At 74.6% G+C, this 20,449-nt stretch carries 17 protein-coding genes, 1 pseudogene and 1 riboswitch; of the genes and pseudogenes, 11 read left to right on the forward strand and 7 right to left on the reverse strand.

What is annotated here, in order from left to right; translation table 11 throughout:
- Positions 1 to 143: 143 nt before the first annotated feature.
- Positions 144 to 890, reverse strand: a complete 747-nt coding sequence (locus tag GA0074696_RS06645; RefSeq protein ID WP_231925283.1) for an endonuclease domain-containing protein — start codon at positions 888 to 890, stop codon at positions 144 to 146.
- Between the two features lie 9 nt (positions 891 to 899).
- A complete protein-coding gene (locus GA0074696_RS31665) occupies positions 900 to 1,076 on the reverse strand; it encodes a hypothetical protein (protein WP_231925284.1) in 177 nt (58 codons plus the stop codon).
- 120 nt (positions 1,077 to 1,196) lie between these two features.
- A riboswitch (TPP riboswitch) is annotated at positions 1,197 to 1,305 on the forward strand.
- Between GA0074696_RS31665 and thiE the strand changes: the two genes are divergently transcribed.
- The 7 genes and pseudogenes from thiE (at position 1,300) to thiC (ending at position 7,428) form a co-directional block, all read left to right on the forward strand.
- Positions 1,300 to 1,926 (forward strand): thiamine phosphate synthase, encoded by a 627-nt coding sequence (gene thiE, locus GA0074696_RS06650; RefSeq protein ID WP_088960274.1) that lies wholly within the window; start codon positions 1,300 to 1,302, stop codon positions 1,924 to 1,926. Its footprint overlaps the riboswitch before it by 6 nt.
- Positions 1,920 to 3,047 (forward strand): glycine oxidase ThiO, encoded by a 1,128-nt coding sequence (thiO, locus tag GA0074696_RS06655; protein ID WP_088960275.1) that lies wholly within the window; start codon positions 1,920 to 1,922, stop codon positions 3,045 to 3,047. Before thiE ends, thiO begins: the two co-directional genes overlap by 7 nt.
- Positions 3,038 to 3,238, forward strand: coding sequence for a sulfur carrier protein ThiS (gene thiS, locus GA0074696_RS06660; RefSeq protein WP_088960276.1), 201 nt, complete (start codon positions 3,038 to 3,040; stop codon positions 3,236 to 3,238). Before thiO ends, thiS begins: the two co-directional genes overlap by 10 nt.
- Positions 3,235 to 4,014 (forward strand): thiazole synthase, encoded by a 780-nt coding sequence (locus GA0074696_RS06665; RefSeq protein ID WP_088960277.1) that lies wholly within the window; start codon positions 3,235 to 3,237, stop codon positions 4,012 to 4,014. The genes thiS and GA0074696_RS06665 overlap by 4 nt, the downstream gene beginning before the upstream one ends.
- A gap of 245 nt (positions 4,015 to 4,259) precedes the next feature.
- A pseudogene (locus tag GA0074696_RS06670) lies at positions 4,260 to 4,853 on the forward strand (thiamine phosphate synthase); the annotation flags it as partial.
- A 176-nt stretch (positions 4,854 to 5,029) separates the two neighbouring features.
- Entirely contained in the window at positions 5,030 to 5,818 is a 789-nt protein-coding gene (gene thiD, locus GA0074696_RS06675) for a bifunctional hydroxymethylpyrimidine kinase/phosphomethylpyrimidine kinase (RefSeq protein ID WP_088960278.1), read from the forward strand.
- Between the two features lie 17 nt (positions 5,819 to 5,835).
- Positions 5,836 to 7,428: a phosphomethylpyrimidine synthase ThiC gene (thiC, locus tag GA0074696_RS06680; protein ID WP_088960279.1), complete on the forward strand. Its 1,593-nt coding sequence runs from the start codon at positions 5,836 to 5,838 to the stop codon at positions 7,426 to 7,428.
- A 57-nt stretch (positions 7,429 to 7,485) separates the two neighbouring features.
- Here the strand turns inward: thiC and GA0074696_RS30685 are convergent, their stop codons facing one another.
- The 4 genes from GA0074696_RS30685 to GA0074696_RS06700 all read right to left on the reverse strand — a co-directional run bounded on the left by GA0074696_RS30685 (position 7,486) and on the right by GA0074696_RS06700 (position 12,798).
- Complete coding sequence (locus GA0074696_RS30685) at positions 7,486 to 10,695, reverse strand: hypothetical protein (protein ID WP_157745844.1); 3,210 nt, start codon at positions 10,693 to 10,695, stop codon at positions 7,486 to 7,488.
- A gap of 65 nt (positions 10,696 to 10,760) precedes the next feature.
- Positions 10,761 to 11,069, reverse strand: a complete 309-nt coding sequence (locus tag GA0074696_RS06690) for a cupin domain-containing protein (RefSeq protein ID WP_088960280.1) — start codon at positions 11,067 to 11,069, stop codon at positions 10,761 to 10,763.
- Positions 11,066 to 12,016 carry an LLM class F420-dependent oxidoreductase gene (locus GA0074696_RS06695; RefSeq protein ID WP_088960281.1) on the reverse strand — a complete coding sequence of 317 codons (951 nt, stop codon included), beginning with the start codon at positions 12,014 to 12,016 and terminating at the stop codon, positions 11,066 to 11,068. Before GA0074696_RS06695 ends, GA0074696_RS06690 begins: the two co-directional genes overlap by 4 nt.
- A gap of 2 nt (positions 12,017 to 12,018) precedes the next feature.
- The gene (locus GA0074696_RS06700; RefSeq protein WP_088960282.1) at positions 12,019 to 12,798 is read right to left on the reverse strand and encodes an ABC transporter ATP-binding protein; all 780 of its coding nucleotides are present in this window, start codon (positions 12,796 to 12,798) and stop codon (positions 12,019 to 12,021) included.
- A 268-nt stretch (positions 12,799 to 13,066) separates the two neighbouring features.
- Here GA0074696_RS06700 and GA0074696_RS06705 point away from each other — a divergent pair, with 268 nt between their 5' ends.
- Together GA0074696_RS06705 and GA0074696_RS06710 are read left to right on the forward strand one after the other, a co-directional pair.
- Complete coding sequence (locus tag GA0074696_RS06705) at positions 13,067 to 14,095, forward strand: ABC transporter substrate-binding protein (protein WP_088960283.1); 1,029 nt, start codon at positions 13,067 to 13,069, stop codon at positions 14,093 to 14,095.
- Between the two features lie 103 nt (positions 14,096 to 14,198).
- Complete coding sequence (locus GA0074696_RS06710) at positions 14,199 to 15,089, forward strand: ABC transporter permease (protein ID WP_373367443.1); 891 nt, start codon at positions 14,199 to 14,201, stop codon at positions 15,087 to 15,089.
- A 77-nt stretch (positions 15,090 to 15,166) separates the two neighbouring features.
- On the opposite strand, the gene GA0074696_RS06715 is transcribed toward GA0074696_RS06710, so the two are convergent.
- Complete coding sequence (locus GA0074696_RS06715; protein ID WP_088960285.1) at positions 15,167 to 16,348, reverse strand: ABC transporter substrate-binding protein; 1,182 nt, start codon at positions 16,346 to 16,348, stop codon at positions 15,167 to 15,169.
- Positions 16,349 to 16,783: 435 nt separating this feature from the next.
- Here GA0074696_RS06715 and GA0074696_RS06720 point away from each other — a divergent pair, with 435 nt between their 5' ends.
- The gene (locus GA0074696_RS06720) at positions 16,784 to 20,026 is read left to right on the forward strand and encodes a sensor histidine kinase (protein WP_088960286.1); all 3,243 of its coding nucleotides are present in this window, start codon (positions 16,784 to 16,786) and stop codon (positions 20,024 to 20,026) included.
- On the forward strand, positions 20,023 to 20,430 hold the full coding sequence (locus GA0074696_RS06725) for a roadblock/LC7 domain-containing protein (protein WP_007465177.1): 408 nt from the start codon (positions 20,023 to 20,025) through the stop codon (positions 20,428 to 20,430). The genes GA0074696_RS06720 and GA0074696_RS06725 overlap by 4 nt, the downstream gene beginning before the upstream one ends.
- Positions 20,431 to 20,449 lie beyond the last annotated feature (19 nt).

The raw sequence follows: 20,449 nt of genomic DNA on the forward strand, positions 1-20,449 counted from the left end.
GGAACCACGAGCGGAACGTCATGTACGTCATGGCGGGCGTGTGACAGCAATGGCGTTCCACCCGTGCAGTCGCCGGCCCGCATGCCGTCCGCCGGTGCTGGTACGGCTCGGCGGTCAGGGGCACGGGTGGTACGCCATGGACGTCATCGGCGGCTTTTGACGTGCGCCCTGTTCCACTCGTCCCGCCGCTCGCGGAGGGCGTCGGCGACCATGTCCACCGTCTGCGACGGTCGGCGGAGGACGTCGTCGGCGGTGAAGCGGAGGACCAGCCAACCGGCCGCGCGTAACGCGTTGAGGCGGGCCACGTCCTGCCGGAAGTGCACGCGCTCCCGGTGGTGGTCGCCGTCGTACTCGACGGCGACGCGGAGCGCCGGCCAGGCCAGGTCGACCCGTCCCACGAAGCGGCCACGGGCATCGAGCACGTCGTGTTGCGCCGTGGCCGGCGGCAGTCCGGCATCAAGCAGGAGCAGCCGCGGGCGGGTCTCCATCGGGGACTCGCTCAGCGGCTCCGCCAGCGCCAGCACCTGCCGCAGCAACGGGAGCCCGGGCCAGCGCGAGTGCGCGTCGGCGTACCCGCGCAGTGCCGGCAGCTTGACCACCCTGCGGTGCAGCAGCGCGTCAACGGTGACCAGCGCCTCGTCGCGGGGCCCCTGCCGCCCCAGGTCGAAGGCGGTCCGCAGGGCCGTGGTGACCGGCAGGCCGGCGAAGCGGGTGCGGTCCGATCGCGGCAGTGCCGACCGGGTGACCTGAAGCCGGGGGTGGGCTCGCAGCCGCGCTGCCCGAGGCAGCAGCACGGACACCGGCGCGTCCCGCCGGAGCAGGTCGACGCCCCAGAGGTACGCCGCACTGCGCCCGGCGATCGCCGCGTCCGACGGCAGCAGCAGTGCCACCGCCTCGCATCAGAGCCGGTGGTCCGCCGTTCGCAGGCTGTTCCGGTGCACGTAGACGTCGGGCAGCAGCCGGTGCCAGGCCGGGCCCCGCAGCATCGCCCAGCTGACCAGACCCTCCGCGACGGCGCGGCTGCCCACGAAGGGCAGGAACGCGAGGCGGCGCGGAATCCGGGGTGGAGAGGGCATCCGGACAGCATGGCGTGACCGGTCCGTCACGCGCTGCCCGCACCGTCGAGTTGAGACGGTCCGTGGGAAAAGCGCACCCCCGCCCTTGGCGGATCGGCGCATCCGTCGTACGGTATGCCGCAAGTGACCCACGGGAGCCCGGTGCACCGGGCTGAGAGGGGGGCTGAAGCCCCCGACCGTCGAACCTGATCCGGGTAATGCCGGCGCAGGGAGGAGCGTTGCCGTGCCGTCCCTGGGACGACTGCATCTGATCACCGACACCCGGCCGGGGCGCGACCCGCTCGCCGTGCTGCGCGCCGCCCTGCCGGTGGCCCGCACCGAGCTCGTCGTGCAGGTCCGGGTGGACGACGACGCCACCGACCGGCAGGCGTACGACCTGGCCCGCCGGGTGCTCGCGCTCTGTGCGCCGTACGGGGTGCCGTGCCTGGTCAACGACCGGCTGCACGTGGCGCTCGCGGTCGGCGCTGCCGGGGGCCACGTGGGCGCGGACGACCTGCCGGTCGGAGCGGCCCGCCGGGTGCTCGGCGCCACCGCCGTGCTCGGCGCCACCGCCCGGGAACCGGTCGCCGCCACCGAGGCGGTCGCCGCCGGGGCCAGCTACCTGGGCGTGGGCCCCTGCCACGCCACCACCACGAAGGTCGGCCTGCCCGCCCCGATCGGCCCGGACGGGGTACGCGCCGTCGCCGAGGCCGTCGCCGTGCCGGTGATCGCCATCGGTGGGGTGACCGCCGCGTCGGTGCCGGCGCTGCGGGCCGCCGGGGCGTACGGGGTGGCGGTGGTGGGGGCGCTGTCGGGCTCAACGGATCCGGCCCGAGCCACGGCTGAACTGCTCGGGGCGCTGACGTGCTGACCCGACCGGACGTCGCCGTGGTGGGGGCGGGACCGGTCGGGCTGGCGATCGCCTGGCGCTGCGCCGCGCGCGGGCTGCGCGTTGTCGTGCACGATCCCGCCCCCGGCTCCGGCGCGTCCCACGTGGCCGCCGGGATGCTCTCGCCGGTCGCCGAGGCGTACTTCGGGGAGCACGAGCTGACCGGGCTGCTCACCGAGTCGGCCGCCCGCTGGCCGGGCTTCGCCGCCGAGCTGGCCGAGGCCGCGGGCACCGACTTCGGCCACCGCACCGACGGCACCCTCGTCGTCGGGCTCACCGGTGACGACCTGGCCGAGGCGCGGCGACTCTGGTCGTATCAGCAAGGGTTGGGGCTGCCGATCACGCCGCTGCGCCCCTCCGAGCTGCGGGACCGCGAGCCGGCGTTGGCGCCCCGGGTGCGCGGCGGGGCGGTCGCGCCCGGCGACCACCAGGTCGATCCGCGGCGGCTGGTGGCTGCGCTGCGGGCGGCGGCCGAGCGGGCCGGGGCCACGCTGGTGCCCGGCGCGGTCGCAGGTCTGTCCGACGTGGACGCGCGGGTCACCGTGGTCGCCGCCGGCTGCGGCGCCGCCGCGCTCACCGGCCTGCCGGTCCGGCCGGTGAAGGGGCAGGTGCTCCGGCTGCGCGCGCCCGGTCGCGGCACGCCGGACTTCCGGCACGTGATCCGGGGGTACGCCGACGGCGAGTCGGTGTACCTGGTGCCGCGCGCCGACGGTGAGGTGGTCCTCGGGGCGACCGTCGAGGAGCGCGCCGACACCGAGGTGACTGCCGGGGCGGTGCTGCGGCTGCTCCGCGCCGCCGTCGACCTGGTGCCCGACCTCGCCGAGTACGACCTGGTCGAGGCCGCCGCCGGGCTGCGCCCCGGGACGCCGGACAACGCGCCGATCCTCGGGCCGCTGCCCGGCCGGCCCGGTGTGCTGGTCGCCACCGGCCACCACCGGCACGGCATCCTGCTCACCCCGGTCACCGCCGACCTGATCACCGAGCTGGTGGTCACCGGCGCGGCGGACCCGCTGCTCGCCCCCTTCGCGCCGGACCGGTTCACCGCCGGCGCCGCCGCCACAGACCGGCGCGCACCCACCCCCGAGGAGGAGACGTGCAACTGATCGTCAACGGCGCCGGCCGGGACCTGCCCGGCGGGTCGACCGTGGCGGACCTGGTCCGCGCGGTCACCGAGCAGCGGCGCGGCCTCGCGGTGGCGGTGAACGGCGAGGTGGTGCCCCGCACCGGCTGGCCGGCGACCGTGCTGCGCGACGGCGACCGGGTCGAGGTGCTCAGCGCCGCCCAGGGCGGGTGAGCGGCGTGACGCTCACCATCGGCACCGTCACCCTCTCCTCGCGGCTCATCCTCGGCACCGGCGGCGCGGCCAACCTGCACGTGCTGGAGCAGGCCGTCCGGGCCTCCGGCACCGAGCTGGTCACCGTGGCCCTGCGCCGGGTGGACACCACCCCCGCCGCGGCCGGCGGGCTGCTCGACGTGCTGGACCGGTGCGGGGTGCGGCTGCTGCCGAACACCGCCGGCTGCTACACCGCCGGCGAGGCGGTGAAGGTCGCCCACCTGGCCCGGGAGGCGTTCGACACCGACTGGGTGAAGCTGGAGGTGATCGGCGACGAGCGCACGCTGCTGCCCGACGGGGTGGAGCTGTTGCGCGCCGCCGAGGAACTGGTCGCCGACGGGTTCACCGTGCTGCCGTACACCTCCGACGACCCGATCCTGGCCCGCCGGCTGGCCGACGTGGGCTGCGCCGCGGTGATGCCGGCCGGCGCGCCGATCGGCTCCGGGCTGGGCGTGACCAACCCGCACCACATCCGGCTGATCCGGCAGAGCGTGGCCGTGCCGGTGATCCTCGACGCCGGCATCGGCACCGCCTCCGACGCGGCGCTCGCCATGGAGTTGGGCTGCGACGCGGTACTGCTGGCCAGCGCGGTCACCCGGGCCGCCGACCCGGTGGCGATGGCCACCGCCATGCGGTACGCGGTGGAGGCGGGCCGGCTCGCGCACGGCGCCGGCCGGATCGCCCGCCGCTTCCACGCCCTCGCCTCCACCCCGGACGAGGGAAGGCCCGACCTGTGACGGCGACGCGGCAGGTCGTCGACGGGCCACCCGAGGCGGGCGGGGTGCGCGCTCCACGCCCCGCCGGGACGCGCACGGACCCGCGTCGAGCCGGCTCGGGGCGACTCGCCGCGACCGGAGCCGCACCGGCCGGCCCGCCTGCGGGTGCGCCGGCCGATCCGGCGGGGGGCGCGGATCGGCCGGCCGGCCCGGTGCGGTCGGCGCGTGGGTTCGCGTCGGGCGCCGCGACCGGGCCCGCCCGTCCGGTGGTGCCCTCGGGCCTGGTGGTGCTCACCGACCGGTGGCAGGCCCGGCGGCCGCTGCCGGAGGTGGTCGCGGCGGCGGTGGCCGGGGGAGTCCGCTGGGTGGTGCTGCGCGAGAAGGACCTGCCCCGCGCCGAACGCGCCGCCCTCGCCGCCGCGCTGCGTCCGATTCTCGCCGAGGCCGGCGGCACCCTGATCGTCGCCGGCCCCGACCCCCTGGACGGCGACGCCGTTCACCTGCCGTCGGCCGGCCCCTACCCGCCACCGACCTTCGGCCTGGTCGGCCGCTCCTGCCACGACCGGGCCGAACTGGCCCGACTCACCACAGAGGACTACGCCACCCTCTCGCCCGTCTTCCCCAGCAGAACCAAGCCCGGCTACGGCCCACCCCTGCACCAGGACGGGCTCGCCGAGCTGATCCAGGCCAGCCCCGTGCCGATCCTCGCCCTCGGCGGCATCGACACCCCCGACCAGGTGCACGCCTGCGTCGAGGCGGGCGCCGTCGGCGTGGCGGTGCTCGGCGCCATCATGCGAGCCGAAGACCCCACCCAGGCAGCCGCCACCCTGACCGAGGCCTTCCGAGCAGCCAGCCCCGCCACCACCCAAGCAGGCTCGGCGCTCACCCTCGCCCCGGTGCCGCGAAGCCGGCACCCCCGCGCGGAGGTCTCCGACACGGGGCTGCGGCCGACCGTGCCCACGCAGGGATCAAGCCTGACCGCCCGGAGTGGGCACGGTCGGCCACAGCCCCCCACAGCCACCACGGGAGACACGCAGTGACGCCCACGACCGTCCTCACCATCGCCGGCTCGGACTCCGGGGCCGGCGCCGGCATCCAGGCCGACCTCAAGGTCTTCGCCGCCCTCGGCGCGTACGGGACCAGCGTGATCACGGCGGTCACCGCGCAGAACACCCGGGGCGTCGACGCCGTGCTGCCGTTGCCCCCGCGAACGGTCAGCGAGCAGCTCGACAGCGTGCTCGGCGACTTCCGGGTCCGGGCGGTGAAGACCGGGATGCTCGGCACCCCGGCGGTCGCCGACGCCGTGGCCGAGGCGGCGAAGGCGGGCCGGCTGCCGTACCTGGTCGTCGACCCGGTGCTGGTCGCCACCAGTGGACACCCGCTCGGCGCGCTGGAGGCGGTCGAGCGGCTGCTGCCGTACGCGGAGGTGGCGACGCCGAACTGCGCGGAGGCCGCCGCCCTCACCGGACGCCCGGTGACCACGGTCGAGGAGATGGCGGTCGCCGCCGAGGCGATCGCCGCCGGCGGCCCGGCGCACGTGGTGGTGACCGGCGGTGACGTGGACGCCGGTGGCGAGTCGGTCGACGTGCTGTGCGGCGGCGGGACGACCATCCTGCTGCGCGCGCCCCGGGTGCGGACCCGGCACACCCACGGCACCGGCTGCTCGTTCTCGGCGGCGATCGCCGTCCGGCTGGCGGCGGGCGACCCGGTGCCGGTCGCGGTCGCCGCCGCCAAGGAGTACGTCACCCGTGCGCTGACCGGCGCGCGGGACTGGGAACTGGGCGCGGGACGCGGCCCGCTGGACCACTTCGGCTGGTCCGGTTGACCATCAGGGAGGCTGTCATGCAGGCACGTCGCAAGGTCTACGTCGAGGGGTCGCGGCCGGACGTCCGGGTGCCGTTCGCCGAGGTGGAGCTGACCGGGGACAATCCGCCGCTGCGCCTTTACGACACCTCCGGCCCGGGCTCCGATCCCGAGGCGGGGCTGCCGCCGCTGCGCGGGGGGTGGATCGCGGAGCGCGGGGACGTGGCCCCGGTCCGGGGTGCCGGCACGCCGCTGGCCGGGGCGGACGGGAAGCGGCCCACCCAGCTCGCGTACGCCCGCGCCGGGGTCGTCACGCCGGAGATGGAGTTCGTGGCGATCCGGGAGGGGATGGCGCCGGAGTTCGTCCGGGACGAGATCGCCGCCGGCCGGGCGGTGCTGCCGCTCAACGTCAACCACCCGGAGTGCGAGCCGGCGATCATCGGCAAGGCGTTCCTGGTGAAGGTGAACGCCAACATCGGCACCTCCGCGGTCACCTCCTCGGTGGCGGAGGAGGTGGAGAAGCTGACCTGGGCGACCCGGTGGGGCGGCGACACCGTGATGGACCTGTCCACCGGCAAGCGGATCCACGAGACCCGCGAGGCCATCGTGCGCAACTCGCCGGTGCCGATCGGAACCGTGCCGATCTACCAGGCGCTGGAGAAGGTCGGCGGCGACCCGGTGCACCTGAGCTGGGAGGTGTTCCGGGAGACCGTCGTCGAGCAGGCCGAGCAGGGCGTCGACTACATGACCGTGCATGCCGGGGTGCTGCTGCCGTACGTGCCGCTTGCCGTGGACCGGGTGACCGGGATCGTCTCCCGCGGCGGGTCGATCATGGCGGCCTGGTGCCTGGCGCACCACGAGGAGAACTTCCTCTACACGAACTTCCGCGAGCTGTGCGAGATCCTGGCGCGGTACGACGTCACGTTCTCCCTCGGCGACGGGCTGCGGCCCGGGTCGATCGCGGACGCCAACGACGAGGCCCAGTTCGCCGAGCTGCGGACCCTGGGCGAGCTGACGAAGATCGCCTGGGAGTACGACGTGCAGGTGATGATCGAGGGCCCGGGCCACGTCCCGATGCACAAGATCAAGGAGAACGTGGACCTCCAGCAGGAGTGGTGCCACGAGGCGCCGTTCTACACGCTCGGCCCGCTGACCACGGACATCGCCCCCGCGTACGACCACATCACCTCGGCCATCGGCGCGGCGATGATCGGCATGTTCGGCACTGCGATGCTCTGCTACGTCACTCCGAAGGAGCACCTCGGGCTGCCGGACCGGGACGACGTGAAGGCGGGCGTGATCGCGTACAAGATCGCGGCGCACGCCGCCGACCTGGCCAAGGGCCACCCTGGCGCACAGGCCTGGGACGACGCGCTGTCCAAGGCCCGGTTCGAGTTCCGCTGGGAGGATCAGTTCAACCTCTCGCTGGACCCGGAGACCGCCCGGTCGTACCACGACGCGACGCTGCCGGCCGAGCCGGCGAAGACCGCGCACTTCTGCTCGATGTGCGGGCCGAAGTTCTGCTCCATGAAGATCACCCAGGAGCTGAAGGACTACGCCGCGCGCGGCATGCAGGACAAGTCGGCGGAGTTCCTCTCCTCCGGCGGCCGGGTGTACCTGCCGATGGCCTGACCCTGGATGACGCCGGTCCGGCGACGGCGGGCGCCGTCGCCGGACCGCTGTGCTTCGTCAGTCCCGGTGGTGCCGGCCGCCGGACCGCAGCGAGCGGCGGCCGCTCTCCGTCTCCGGCTCGTTGTCGGCCAGCGGGCGGCTCAGCCCGGCGACCCAGTCGACGTACTCCTCGTCCTGCGCGGGGAGCGGCTCCGCCTCCGGGCTCTCGGCCGGCGGTTCGGCACCGCGCGCCTTGTTGCGGCGGAACAGGCTCCGCTTCGGCCGGGACCGGTCGGCCGCCGGCTCCGGCTCGACCTCCGACGACGGCTCGACCTCCGACGACGGCTCGACCTCCGACGACGGCTCGACCTCCGACGACGGCTCGGCCCCGCGCGGTTCGGCACCGGGCACCTCGGCGGCGGGCAGGTCGGTCGCCCGGCTCGCCGTACGGGCGGTGCCGGGCCGGGAGTCGTCCACGTCCCAGCGGAAGGTGACCGGCTTCGGTTCCTCCTCCGGACCGTGGTCCGGGAAGGGCAGGTCGGCGCGGGGCGGCGCCGGCGCGGGGCGGGGAGCGGTGAAGGCGTTCCAGCTCGCCGCGCTGTTCAGGTCGGGCAACTGGTGCCGGGGGCGGGGCGCCGGCTCGGCGGTCGTGGGAGTGGCACCGGCGGTGGGCGGGGCGTGGCGCGCCGGGACGCGATCCGCGCCCGACGGCCGCATGCCGGGCCGGGAAACCGGCACGTCGCGGACGTCGTCCCTGGTGGACCCGGCCGAGGGGTACTCGGAGCGGGCCGGGTCGAGCGTGGCCGAGTCGAGCGCTGCCGGGTCGAACCGTGCCGGATCGGACGTGGCCGGGTCGAGCGGCGCCGGGTCGAGCCGGGCTGTGTCGAGTTCCGGCCGGTCGAGCCGGCTCCGGTCGACCGCCCGGTCGAGTCCGGGCCGGTCGAGCCTGGGCCGGTCGAGCGCGCGCTCGGCGTCGGCGGCAGGCGGGGCGTCCGCGCCGGAACGGGCGGCGGGCGCCGAGGCGGGGGAGTCGGCCGGCTCGGGGGCTGCCGTCGGGTCCGCGGTGCGGGCCGCCCGCTTCGCCGAGCCCCGCCGGCCGGTGCCCCCAGCGGCGGTGCCGGTGGCGGCGGTGCCGGTGGCGGCAGCGGCAGGAGCGGCGGTGCTGGTGCTGGCGGCAGACGCGGCAGAACCGGTGGTGGCGGCGGGGCCGGCGTCGGTGGTTGACGCGGCGTCGCTGGTGGTGGTGGCGTCGCTGGTGGTGGTGGCGGTCACCGGCTCGTCCGAACCGGCGGTGCGGGACTTGCGGGTCCGCTTCGACCGGGGCCGGGGGGCGACGGTGGTGACCTCGGCCGGCTCGGCCGGCGCGGTGCGGTCGGCGGCGTCTGCCGTCTCCTCGGTGGGGTCCGCCTGTTCCCCCGTCGCGGTGCGGTCTGTGGTGACCGCGTTCCGCTGCTCAACCTGGTCCGTCACTCGCGATGCCGCCACCGACCCGACGGCGACCTGCGGTGTGACCTCGCCGGCAGCGGCCTGGCGCGCGGCACCGTCGGCTTGCCCGGCGTCGGCGAGAGCTGCGGGCGCGTCGGCCGGGCCGGCAGCCGGTGCAGCCTGGACGGGATCTGCCGCGCGCGACCCGTCGGACGGGACAGCGGTCGATGGAACCTGGACCGGGTCGGGAGCCAGCGGAACCTGGACCGGGTCGGCAGTGGGCGGAACCTGGACCGGGTCGGCCGTGCGCGATGCGTCCGACGCGACGGCCGGCGGCGCGGCAGGGAACCTGCCCATCACCGGCTCCCCGGTGGGTACCGCCGGCGTGATCCGGCCGGCCGTGCCGTCCCGGTCGACTCCCTCCCTGGTGTCGACCCCGGTGGCCGACCCCGCCGGCGCGTCCCACTCCGCCGGCTCCACCCGGTGGCCGGCGAGGGACGCCGGGTCCGGCTCGCCGGTCGGCGTGGCCCGGTCCGCCGGCCACCGGGACTCCGGCGTACCGCGACGGTCCCGCGGCTGCCGGGCGCCCGCCGCGCCGGCGGTGTCGGCCTGCGGCGTGTGGCCGGTCGGTAGGTCGTCGTACGACGGCTCGTCCGGCGTCCGGCCGGAGGGCTCCGGCCAGGTCGCCGACACCGGTGCGCCGGCCGGGGCGTCGAGAGCGAAACCGCTGTCCGGGCGCGGACCGGACGGGGTCGGTGTGCCGGGGGTGACCGGCCAGTCCCAGTGCGCCGGGGTCGGCCCGGTCGCCCGGGTCGCGGCCCGGTCAGCGGCCCGGTCCGCGCCGGCCGGCGTGCCGGACCCCGGCAGGGCACCCGCGCCGGCGGCGCCGGCCAGGTCCATGGTGGCCGTACCGTCGCCGGAGGCGCTGCTCAGGGCCGGGCTGTCCGGCAGCGGGCGCAGGATGTCGGTCGGCTCGATGGCGTCGTCGGCTCCGGCGGCCTTCCCGGCTCCGGTCGCCGGGAAGAGCGGCCAGCGCAGCAGCGCGGCGGTGGCCGAGCCCAGGGCGCCGGCCGCGACCGCGATCACCGCGCCGTAGTACGGGGCGAGCTGGTAGCGGTCGGCGGAGTCGCCCGGGCCGGCGGTCAGGTAGGCGAAGGCGAGCAGCACCGGGCCGGCCGCCCCGGCCGCTCCGCTGACCAGCGGGACGTGCCCGCGCCAGCGGGCCAGCGCACCGGTCGCCGCGCCGGCCAGCAGCGCCACCGCGGGGAGGATCAGCATGGCCAGCCGCTGCGCCGCGGCCGCGTCCAGCCAGGACGGCTCCAGCACCCCCAGGCGTACGGAGCGCAGCACCCCGGTCGACAGCAGCGCCGGCGCGACGGAGACCAGCGCGATCAGCCAGACCGCGCCGGTCAGCAGGGCGACGTTCCAGCCCAGCGGGGGCCGGAGCAGCACGGCCGAGGCGGCGCCCGCGCCGACCAACGCCCCGACGACTGCGCAGATCCCGACCGCCCAGACCGGGTCGACGGTGCTCAGCTCCGCGGCCCGGGCGGGTTGCATGCAGAGCGGGGCGACGACGGTCGCGCCGAGTGCGGCGGCGCCGGAGACGGCGAGCTGCACGCCGGTGCCGTCCGGCAGCCCGACGCGGCGGGCGAGCCGGACGGTGACCACGGCGCCGACCACGGCGGCGGTCACGGCGAACCAGCCGACCCAGGCGAGCTGGGCCGGCCACCGGTTCACATCCGTGAACGCGCCGTTGAGTCGTACGATCCCGAACCCGTACGCGATGCCGAGCTGACCGGCTCCGGCCAGCACGCTCACCCCGAATGCGGTGAGCAGCAGTCTGCCCCACGTCCGAAAGGCCATGTCGCGCACGTTACGGCCCGGTGCGCCCGATCGCCACTGTGGCGCGGCGGGGCGACTGCCTGGGGTTACTTCAACTCGACGAGGCGAGCCAGATACGTGGTGCCGCCGACGTTGGTGAGCATGTGGACCGCGCCCGGGTCCCGGTAGACCACCCCGCCGGTGGGCTCGTCGGCGTCGATGCGGGTGCCGTCGATCATCTGCACCACGTTCTTCGCCCCCTGGACGGCCACCACCAGGTACGGGTGGTCGTGCCGGTGCAGCGGCTGCCGCTCACCCGGCTCCAGGCGGATGTGCCACACCCGGACCCGGTCGTTCTCGAAGACGATCTCCTGGCCCACCGGGCCGAGATCCGTACCGTCGACCACGTCGGTCATCGCGATCCGTTCAGTTGGGGGAGCACCTCGCCGGCGATGAGCTCCAGGTGGTCGAGGTCGTCGAGTTCAATCAGGCGCAGGTGGACCCGGGTGGCGCCGATCGCGGCGAACTCGCCGAGCCGGTCGACGAGTTGCGCGGGGGAGCCGACCACCGGGTCCTCCGGCGGCAGGGCGCTCTTGACGTGCAGCGGCGCCGCCCGGCGGCGGGCCTCGGCGTCGGTACGCCCGATCGCCACCACCACCCCGGCGGAGAGCACCAGCGGGGCCCGCCCCGACTCGGCACGCCCGGTCCGGTCGCACGCCTCGCGGACCCGCTCGTACGCGACGGCGGTCTCCTCGACCGACTTGAAGGGCATGTTGAACTCGTCGGCGTACCGGGCGGCCAGCTCGGGGGTGCGCTTCGGGCCGCGCCCGCCGACGATCACCGGCGGACCGGGCCGTTGCACGGGCTTGGGCAGCGCGGGCGCGTCCACCAGCCGGTAGTGGTCGCCGAGGTGGGTGTAGGTGTGGCCGACCGGCGTCCGCCACAGCCCGGTGATGATCTCCAGCTGTTCGGCCAGCCGGTCGAAGCGCTCACCCACGCCCGGGAACGGGATGCCGTACGAGGTGTGCTCACGCTCGTACCAGCCGGCGCCGATGCCCAGCTCGACCCGGCCGCCGCTCATCTGGTCCACCTGGGCCACCATCACGGCCAGCGGCCCGGGCAGCCGGAAGGTGGCCGAGGTGACCAGCGTGCCGAGCCGGATCCGGGTGGTCTCCCGGGCCAGCGCGGCGAGGGTAAGCCAGGCGTCGGTCGGGCCGGGCAGCCCCGGCTCGTCGCCCATCGCCTGGTAGTGGTCGGCCCGCAGGAACCCGTCGAAGCCGCCCGCCTCCACCAGCCGGGCGAACCGGAGCTGGTCGTCGTAGCTGGCACCGCGGTGCGGCTCGACGAAGACTGCCACGCGCATGCTCATCGTCCCTCCGCCACGGCCGGCGTCTCGCGCTCCATCAGCAGTTCGTGCAGTTCGGCGCTGACCCGGGCGACGTCGGCCAGGTGGGCGTTGCGGCCGAGGGTGCGCGGTCGGGGAACGGTCACCTCGACGATCTTGCGGATCCGCCCCGGACGCGGGCTGAGCACGACCACCCGGTCGGCCAGCAGCACCGCCTCGTCGATGGAGTGGGTGACGAAGACGACGGTGGCTCCGGTCTCCATGTGCACGCGTTGCAGTTCGCCGGTGAGTTCCTCGCGGGTGAGCGCGTCCAGGGCGGAGAAGGGTTCGTCCATCAGCATCACCCGGGGCTCGCCGATCAGTGACCGGCAGAGCGACACCCGCTGCTGCATGCCGCCGGAGAGCTCGTGCGGCAGCCGCTTCTCGAAGTCGCCGAGGCCGGCCATCTCCAGCAGCTGGCGGGCCCGGTCGCGGTGCTTGGCCCGGCTCCAGCCGAAGATCTCCACCGGTAGCAGGACGTTGTCCAGCACGGTGCGCCAGGGGAGCAGGGCGGGGCGCTGGAAGAGCATCGCGATGTCCTGGCGGGGCCGGGTGACCGCCGTGCCGCCCACGGTGATCTCGCCGCTGGTCACCGGCAGCAGCCCGGCGACCATGCGCAGCAGGGTGGACTTTCCGCAGCCGGAGCGGCCCAGCACCGCGACGAACTCGCCCTCGGCGACCGCCAGGTCGATGCCGCGCAGCGCCTCGACCCGGCCGGAGCGGCCGTCGAAGGTACGCGACACGTCGGCGAGTCGGATCATGTCCGGCGAGCCTCCCCTGAGTGGGCGGTCAGGAATCCGACAAAGGCTATCCGGCGTGTGGCACTTGCCAACAGTCCGGGGTGGACGGTCAGTTGTTTCCGTTCCGCAACCCGATGCGACTGGTGTCGTGACGGTGGGTCTCTCGTACGCTGTGCCCGCGAAGAGTCCCTTCACGACGGTGGCGTCGGCTCCCCCCATCACGCCGGCACCGCCGGACCGACAACCCCTCCGGGTGGCATGACCCGGTCGGAAAGGACATGGTGCACTGATGAGAAGGCTGACCCGTACGGTCGCCGCGGCCGCCCTGGCCACCGCCCTCGCCCTGGTCTCCGCGTGCAGCAGCGGCTCGGACGACTCCGACGCCAAGGGCGGTGACGGCAAGGCGTTGGAGAAGGTGACCTACCTGACCTCCTTCGGCAACTTCGGCCGTGACTCGTACGCCTGGGTGGCGAAGGAGAAGGGCTTCTTCAAGGAGGCCGGCTTCGACGTGGAGATCAAGCCGGGCCAGGGCACCGGCTCGGTCATCCAGACCGTCGTCGGCGGTCAGGCCGACTTCGGCCCGATCGACCTGACCGGTGGCCTGCTCCAGCTCGGCAACGGCGCCGCCAAGGACTTCGTGGCGGTGGCGGCGATCCAGCAGCGCACCATGGCCGCCGTGGTCACCGTCGAGGGCAAGAACATCGCCACGCCGAAGGACCTGGAGGGCAAGAAGCTCGCCGACACCCCCACCTCCGTGGTCCGCCAGCTTTTCCCGACGTACGCCCGGCTCGCCGGCGTCGACGCCAGCAAGGTGACCTGGGTCAACGGTGAGGCGCAGACCCTGATGGGCACCCTGGCCTCCGGCACGGTCGACGGCATCGGCCAGTTCGTGGTCGGCCAGCCCACCGTCGAGGCGGTGACCAAGAAGAAGCCGGTCGTGCTGCCGTACAGCGAGGTCATGCAGGACCTCTACGGCAACGCCCTGATCACCTCGACCAAGCTGGCCAAGGAGAAGCCGGAGATGGTCAAGCGCTTCACCGCCGCGCTGCTCAAGGGCCTGGAGTACGCCCTGGCCAACCCGCAGGAGGCCGCCGAGCTGCTGAAGAAGAACGTCGCCGCGACCAACCCGGCCGCGGCCGCCGCCGAGCTCCAGCTGATGGCCGGGTACGTCCGGTCCAGCAACTCCGGCACCGTCATCGGCACCCTGGACAACGAGCGGGTCGCCAAGAGCATCGCGCTGCTGCAGGGTGCCGGTGCGCTCAAGCAGAACATCACCCCGGACCAGATCATCGACTTCAGCCTGACGCCGAAGGCCTGATCGACACCGACCGTGCCACGGGGGTGCGGTCACCGGGACAGCGACCGGTGGCCGCGCCCCCGTGGCCGTGCCGGCCCCCGGCCGGCAGGAGAGGATGGGACACGTGACGCAGATCCGTACCCGCTCCGGAGCGGGGGAGGCGGAGCGCGACACGGGCGCCGCGGCCGACGCGCCCGGGGTGGCGACCCCGACCACGCCACCGGCCGCCGCGGCGTCGCGGCGCCCGGGGGTACGCCCGGCGACGGTCGGCCTGCCGCTGCTCGGCCTGGTGATCGCGGTGACCGTCTGGTGGCTGGTCACCTCGGGGCTGAAGCTGGTCCATCCGGCGTCCCTGCCGCCGCCGCAGGACGTCTGGGCGGCGCTGACCGCGGCGGCCGACGTGCTGCTGCCGGCCCTGGGGATCACCACGCTGATGACGCTGCTGGGCTTCGTGCTCTCCGCCGCCGCCGGGGTGCTGATCGGGATGGCGCTGGCCGCCTCCCGGCGGGCCGAGCGGATGTTCGCGCCGCTGCTGGTGGCGATCAACGCGGTGCCGAAGATCGCCCTCGGACCGCTGCTGGTGGTCTCGGTCGGCTGGGGCGAGAAGCCGATCCTGACCATGGTCTTCCTGCTCTGCTTCTTCCCGATCGTGCTGTCCACCGCGACCGGGCTCACCACCACCCCGGCGGACCTGGCCGAGCTGGCCCGGTCGCTGAACGCCTCGTGGTGGCAGGCGTTCCGCAAGGTGCGCTTCCCGGCCGCGTTGCCGCAGATCTTCGTCGGGCTGAAGGTGGCGATGCCGCTGGCCGCCATCGGCGCGGTGATCGGCGAGTTCTACTCCGACAAGCCGGGCCTCGGCTATCAGATCCTGCAGTACAACGGCATCGGGGACACCGCCACCGCCTGGGCGGCGATCGTGCTGATCGCGGCGATGAGCATCCTGCTCTACGCCGCCCTCTCCCTGGTCGAGCGCCTCGCCCTGCCCTGGGTACGCGCCACCACCAGCGCCCGCTGACCGGGCCTCTTGACGCGACTGGCCGGCCCCCACCCGGGGAGCCGGCCAGTGCCGCGTCGAGGCGAGTCCCGCCGAACTCAGCCCGCCAGCCGCCAGCGTCCACCCCGGGCGACCAGCGTCGTCAGCGCCTGCGGCATCAGACCGGAGTGGTTGTCCGGCGTCATCCGGATCGGCCCGGACAGCCCGTCCATCTGGGACGTCTCCAGCACGTCCCGGATGCCGTCCCGGTTGACCTGGTCGGTCGGGCCCCCGGCCCGCAGCGCGGCGTCGGCGATCAACTGGACCGCGTCCGCGGCGAACGAGGAGAAGCCGTTGTAGCCGCCGAACCGGGCGGTGTAGTCCTGGAACCACTGCCGCCGGGCCGCCTTGGCGGGGGTGGTGGCGATGACGTCGTCGATCACCATCGTCTGGGTGAAGATCAGGGTGGCCCGCTCGGTGGACCGGGCGGCGTTGCCGAGGAAGAGGTCGCCGGCGGCGGCCGCGTCGAGGAAGAGCGACCCGGAGAAGCCCGCCTCCTGCGCGCTGGTCGCGGCGAGGGAGGCCTGCTCCGGCGGGGTCCAGAGCAGCAGCGCCTGCGCCTCGCCGGAGGTGAGCAGGCGGACCGGCTGGCTGACGTCGGTGTCGGTGGTGCGCACCGCCTCGTTGCGGACCAGCCGGATCTTGGCCTTGTCGAGCTCGTTGCGCAGCGCGGTCAGGCCCTCCCGGCCGTAGTCGTCGTCGCTGTGCAGCACGGCGACCTTTCGGATGCCCTTTCGGCGCAGTTCCGTGGTGAGCGCCGCGGCGCTGTCGGCGGCATTGGGGGCCAGTTTGAAGACGTACCGCCGCTCGGCGACCGGGGTGGAGATCGCGCTGGACGGGGCGAGCGCGATGGTGGGGATCTTCTTCTCGTTGATGGTGAGTACGGCGCCGACGGCGCATTCGTTGCAACCGCCCATGATGATCGCGCTGACCTTGGAATCGCCGCTGAAGTCGGTGATGTTCCGCAGTGACTCACTGGCGTCGGAACGGTTGTCCTTCACCTCGAGCCGGATCTTTCGACTGCCCAGGGCGCCGGACGTGTTCAGCTGCTCGACCTTCAGTTCCAGCGCCCGCTGGTACGCCTTGCCGACCGGGGCCGCCGCGCCGGAGAGTTCGAGGTCCGCGGCGATGACGATGGGGCTGGTGTCCTCCTGCCCCGCCCCGAACGAGCAGCCGGTGAGCGTGGTGGCCAGTACGGCCGATGCGAGCGCCACGATGGTCGCGGAGCGGATGGGGCTCAACTCAGTCCTCCAGGTGCGGCGCGGGCGCTGCCCGGTCACCGCCGCTAGTCCGTCCTCAGTGGAGATACGGGATTGTCTGCCGTACGGTGTGCGCGAAGCCTGCAAAACCTTGCCAATGCCGGGCCCCGCGGTCAAGCGCGGATGCCCGGAGCGGTTTCGGGACGGCTTTCCCACATGGTGGGGTCATCAGATATTTACCGACACTCACTTTGGCGAGGCGACGGGCCTCTCTGGAGTGACAATGCCTGTTCAGAGCGTGGGCGAGGATGAGGCCAAAGAGTGGCGAGGCCGCCGGTTGACCGTTTCCTGCCTCACTGCGGCTTCCCAAACGCGATCTTCTCTGATGAAATCGCGGCCGTGCCGCGCGTGGCGCTCTCCGCTGCACCAGGCACGGGTCGGCGGGTCAGGCGTGGAAGATACGACGGAGGCGATGTCGTGAGCACCGGACCGACGACCCTGCCCGAAATCGGCGACGCCGCCCAGCGCGACCGGGGGCGGCGGCTGCCGCGACTGAGGGACGCGCGGATCCGCTCCAAACTCGCCCTCATTCTGGTGGTTCCGGTCGCCGCGGTCATTGCTCTGGCAACTATCCGACTGATCTCCACCGGTGAGGGCGCGTACGACGCCACCCGGATCCGGTCGCTGACCGCGCTCTCCGTCGACGTCTCCGCGCTCACCCAGGATCTGCACAAGGAGCGGATGGCGGCGGCCGGCTACCTGGCCACGCCGCAGCAGAAGGCCGACGACTACAACCTGCGGGTCCGCGCCACCGACCAGCGGATCGCGGAGTACCGCGCCGAGCGCGACAGGATCGGCGAGGTCCCGGCGGCCGTCCGCGACCGGCTCAAGGTCATCGACGATCACCTCAAGACGCTCAACGGCACCCGCCAGGAGGTGCTCGACCGTCGGCAGATGCCGGTGGCCGAGGCCACCCTGCGCTACGGCATCGTCCTGACCGACCTCGTCTCGTACGGCGACGCCCTGGCCCAGCTCCCCGGCCAGGAGAGCCTCGCCGACGCCCGGCGCGCGGTGGCCGCGTTCAGCCGCGCCAAGGCGGCCGTCGCCGAGGAGGAGGCGGTCGCCTACACCGCGCTCAGCGCCGGCCGGATCGACGAGGAGCAGTTCTCCGCCTTCGTCACCACGTTGACCGGCCAGCAGGAGGCGCTGGTCGCCTTCTCCCTGGCCGCCGACCCGGACCAGCGGGCCCTGGTCGAGGGCACCGTCTCCGGCGACGCGGTCGGTCTCGCCGACCGGGTGGCCGCCGACATCACCCGCTCGGTGGGGCAGCAGCCACTGGTCGGCGCGGCCGACGCGAGCGCCTCGATCGGCTCGGTCAACGACCTGATGCGGTGGGCCGAGATCCAGCTCCAGGGCCGCCTGCTCGACCGGGCCGAGCAGGCCCGCAGCGACGTCATCCGGCAGGCCGTGATCGAGTCGGCGCTGGTGCTGCTCACCCTGATCATCGCAGTCTCGCTGGCCGTGGTGCTGGCCCGCTCGCTCAACCACTCGCTGCGGCGACTGCGCGAGGGCGCCCTGTCGGTGGCCAACCACGACCTGCCGGACGCGGTGCGGCGGCTGCAGAACATGGGCAGCGTCGGCGAGGGCGGCGTGGACGAAATCGTGCGTCAGGTCCGCGACCCGATCCGGCTGCGCAACCGCGACGAGGTCGGCCAGGTGGCGCTGGCCTTCAACGTCGTGCACCGCGAGGCGGTCCGGGTCGCCGCCGAACAGGCCGCCCTGCGCACCAGCGTCTCGGCGATGTTCCTCAACCTGGCCCGGCGCAGTCAGACGCTGGTCGACCGGATGATCGGCGAGCTGGACGCGATCGAGCGCAGCGAGGAGGACCCGAAGCGCCTCGCCCAGCTCTTCGAGCTCGACCACCTGGCCACCCGGATGCGTCGCAACGACGAGAACCTGCTCGTCCTGGCCGGCGCCGACTCGGGGGTGCCGCGCCGCGACGACGCGCTGCTGGTCGACGTCCTGCGGGCCGCCCAGTCCGAGGTCGAGCTCTACAACCGCATCGAGTTCGGCACCGTCGACACCGACATCTCGGTCTCCGCCCACGCCGTCAACGACGTGGTCCGCCTGGTCGCCGAACTGCTCGACAACGCCACCCGCTTCTCGCCGCCGACCAGCACGGTGGTCGCCGACGGCCGCCGGATCCGCGACTACGTGCTGATCCAGATCGAGGACCGGGGCCTGGGCCTCACCGACGAGCAGCTCGACTCGCTCAACCGCCGGCTGGCCGCGCCGCCGAGCGTGGACGTGGCCGCGTTCCGGCTGATGGGTCTGGCCGTGGTGAGCCGGCTCGCCTCCCGGTACGGCATCCGGGTGGAGCTGCGGCGCAACGTCGAGGGCGGCACGGTCGCCCAGGTGACGCTGCCCACCTCGACCGTGGTGCTGCCCGCCCACCGGGGCCGGGACCAGTCGCTGCCCCGGTCGCGCCAGCCGCTGGCGGTCGAGCAGCCGCCGCTCACCCCGGCCGGCCTCGGCGATTCGCTGACCAGCGGGCGTACCGGCGCGGCGACGCTGACCGACCAGTGGCGGGCCGCCCCGCCGGCGCCGGCGCCCTGGCAGCCTCCGGTCGACGCGCGGGACACCGCCCCGGCGGTGACGCTCGGTGGCCAGGTACCGCCGTCCGCGCCCACCTCCGCCGTGCCCGCCTCCGTCGTGCCGACGTCCGCGGTGCCGGCCTCGGCCGTGCCGACGTCCGCGGCGCCCACCTCCGCGCTGCCGTTCTCGGCCGCCCCGGCGGAGCCGGCGTACGGGGCCGGCTATCCGGTCGGCGGCCCGACGGGGGCCCAGCCCCTGGTCGACCCGCTGCCGAGGCTGCCGAAGCGGACCCCGGCCGCCGACGCCGCCCCGGGGCTGCCCCTCGGGCCGGTCGCCGGCGTGCCGTCGGCACCGGCCGAACCGTTCACCCCGTTCGCGGCGGCACCGGCGGCGCCGTTCGCCCCGGCCACCCCGGCGGCCGAGAGCACGGCGGTGCCGTACACCCCGCCCGCCCCGGCGCCGGCCGTCCCGGTGGTGGCCCGCCCGACCCGGCCGGCCGACTCGCCGATATTCCGCGAGATGGAGGCGGTCTGGTTCCGGTCCCACGGGGACGACGCCACCGCGATCTTCACCCGGCCCAACTTCGACGAGCCGCGGGCCGACGCCTCCGCCGCGAAGCCCGGCCGGCCGCCGCTGCCGACCCGGGTGCCGAGTGCCCCGAACGCGACCGGCACCCCGTCCGTGGGGTCGCCCACCGCCGGCACCGCAGCCGTCGGGTCGGCCGCCGGGCAGCCGCCGGTCGCGCCGCCGCCCCCGTCGTACGTCCCGCAGGCGGCGCCGTCCGCGCCGCCGGCGACCCCCACCGCCCCGCCGCCCACGGAGCCCGCCACCCCGCCACCCGCGGAGTCGGACGCCTGGCGGACGGCGGCCGACGAAGGCTGGTCCCGGGCCACCCGGGCCGCCGAGCCGGCCACCGGCGGCACCACCCGCTCCGGCCTGCCGAAGCGGGTGCCCCAGGCCCAGCTCGTCCCCGGCGGTATCGAGCCGAAGGACGGGCGGGACCGTAGCCGCCGCACCCCCGACGAGGTCCGCGGCCTGCTCTCCGCCTACCACCGCGGGGTGCAGCGCGGCCGTTCGGCCGGTACGGACCAGAACAGCACCTCGACCAAGGAGACGCGCCGATGAACAGGCCAGCTGCCATGCAGGACATGGGTTGGCTGCTCACCAACTTCGCCGACAGCGTGGCGGGTATCGCCCACGTGGTGGCGGTGTCCGCGGACGGGCTGCTGCTCGCCTCGTCGCGGGACCTACCGGGGGACCGGGCGGACCAACTCGCCGCCATCACCTCCGGCGTGGTGAGCCTGACCGAGGGGGCCGCCCGGATGTTCAGCGCGGGCGGTGTGCTCCAGACGGTGATCGAGATGGACAGCGGCTACCTGTTCCTGATGTCGATCAGTGACGGGTCGTCGATGGCCGTGCTCGCGGCGCGCAGCTGCGACGTCGGGCAGGTCGGCTACGAGATGGCGCTGCTCGTCGAGCGGGTGGGCGCCGCGCTGGTGCCGCTGCCCCGCGACGCCGTGCGTTCGTAGCCGGGCGGTACGACGCCGG

Source organism: Micromonospora purpureochromogenes (genome assembly GCF_900091515.1).
In the GTDB taxonomy this organism is placed as follows: Bacteria; Actinomycetota; Actinomycetes; order Mycobacteriales; family Micromonosporaceae; genus Micromonospora; species Micromonospora purpureochromogenes.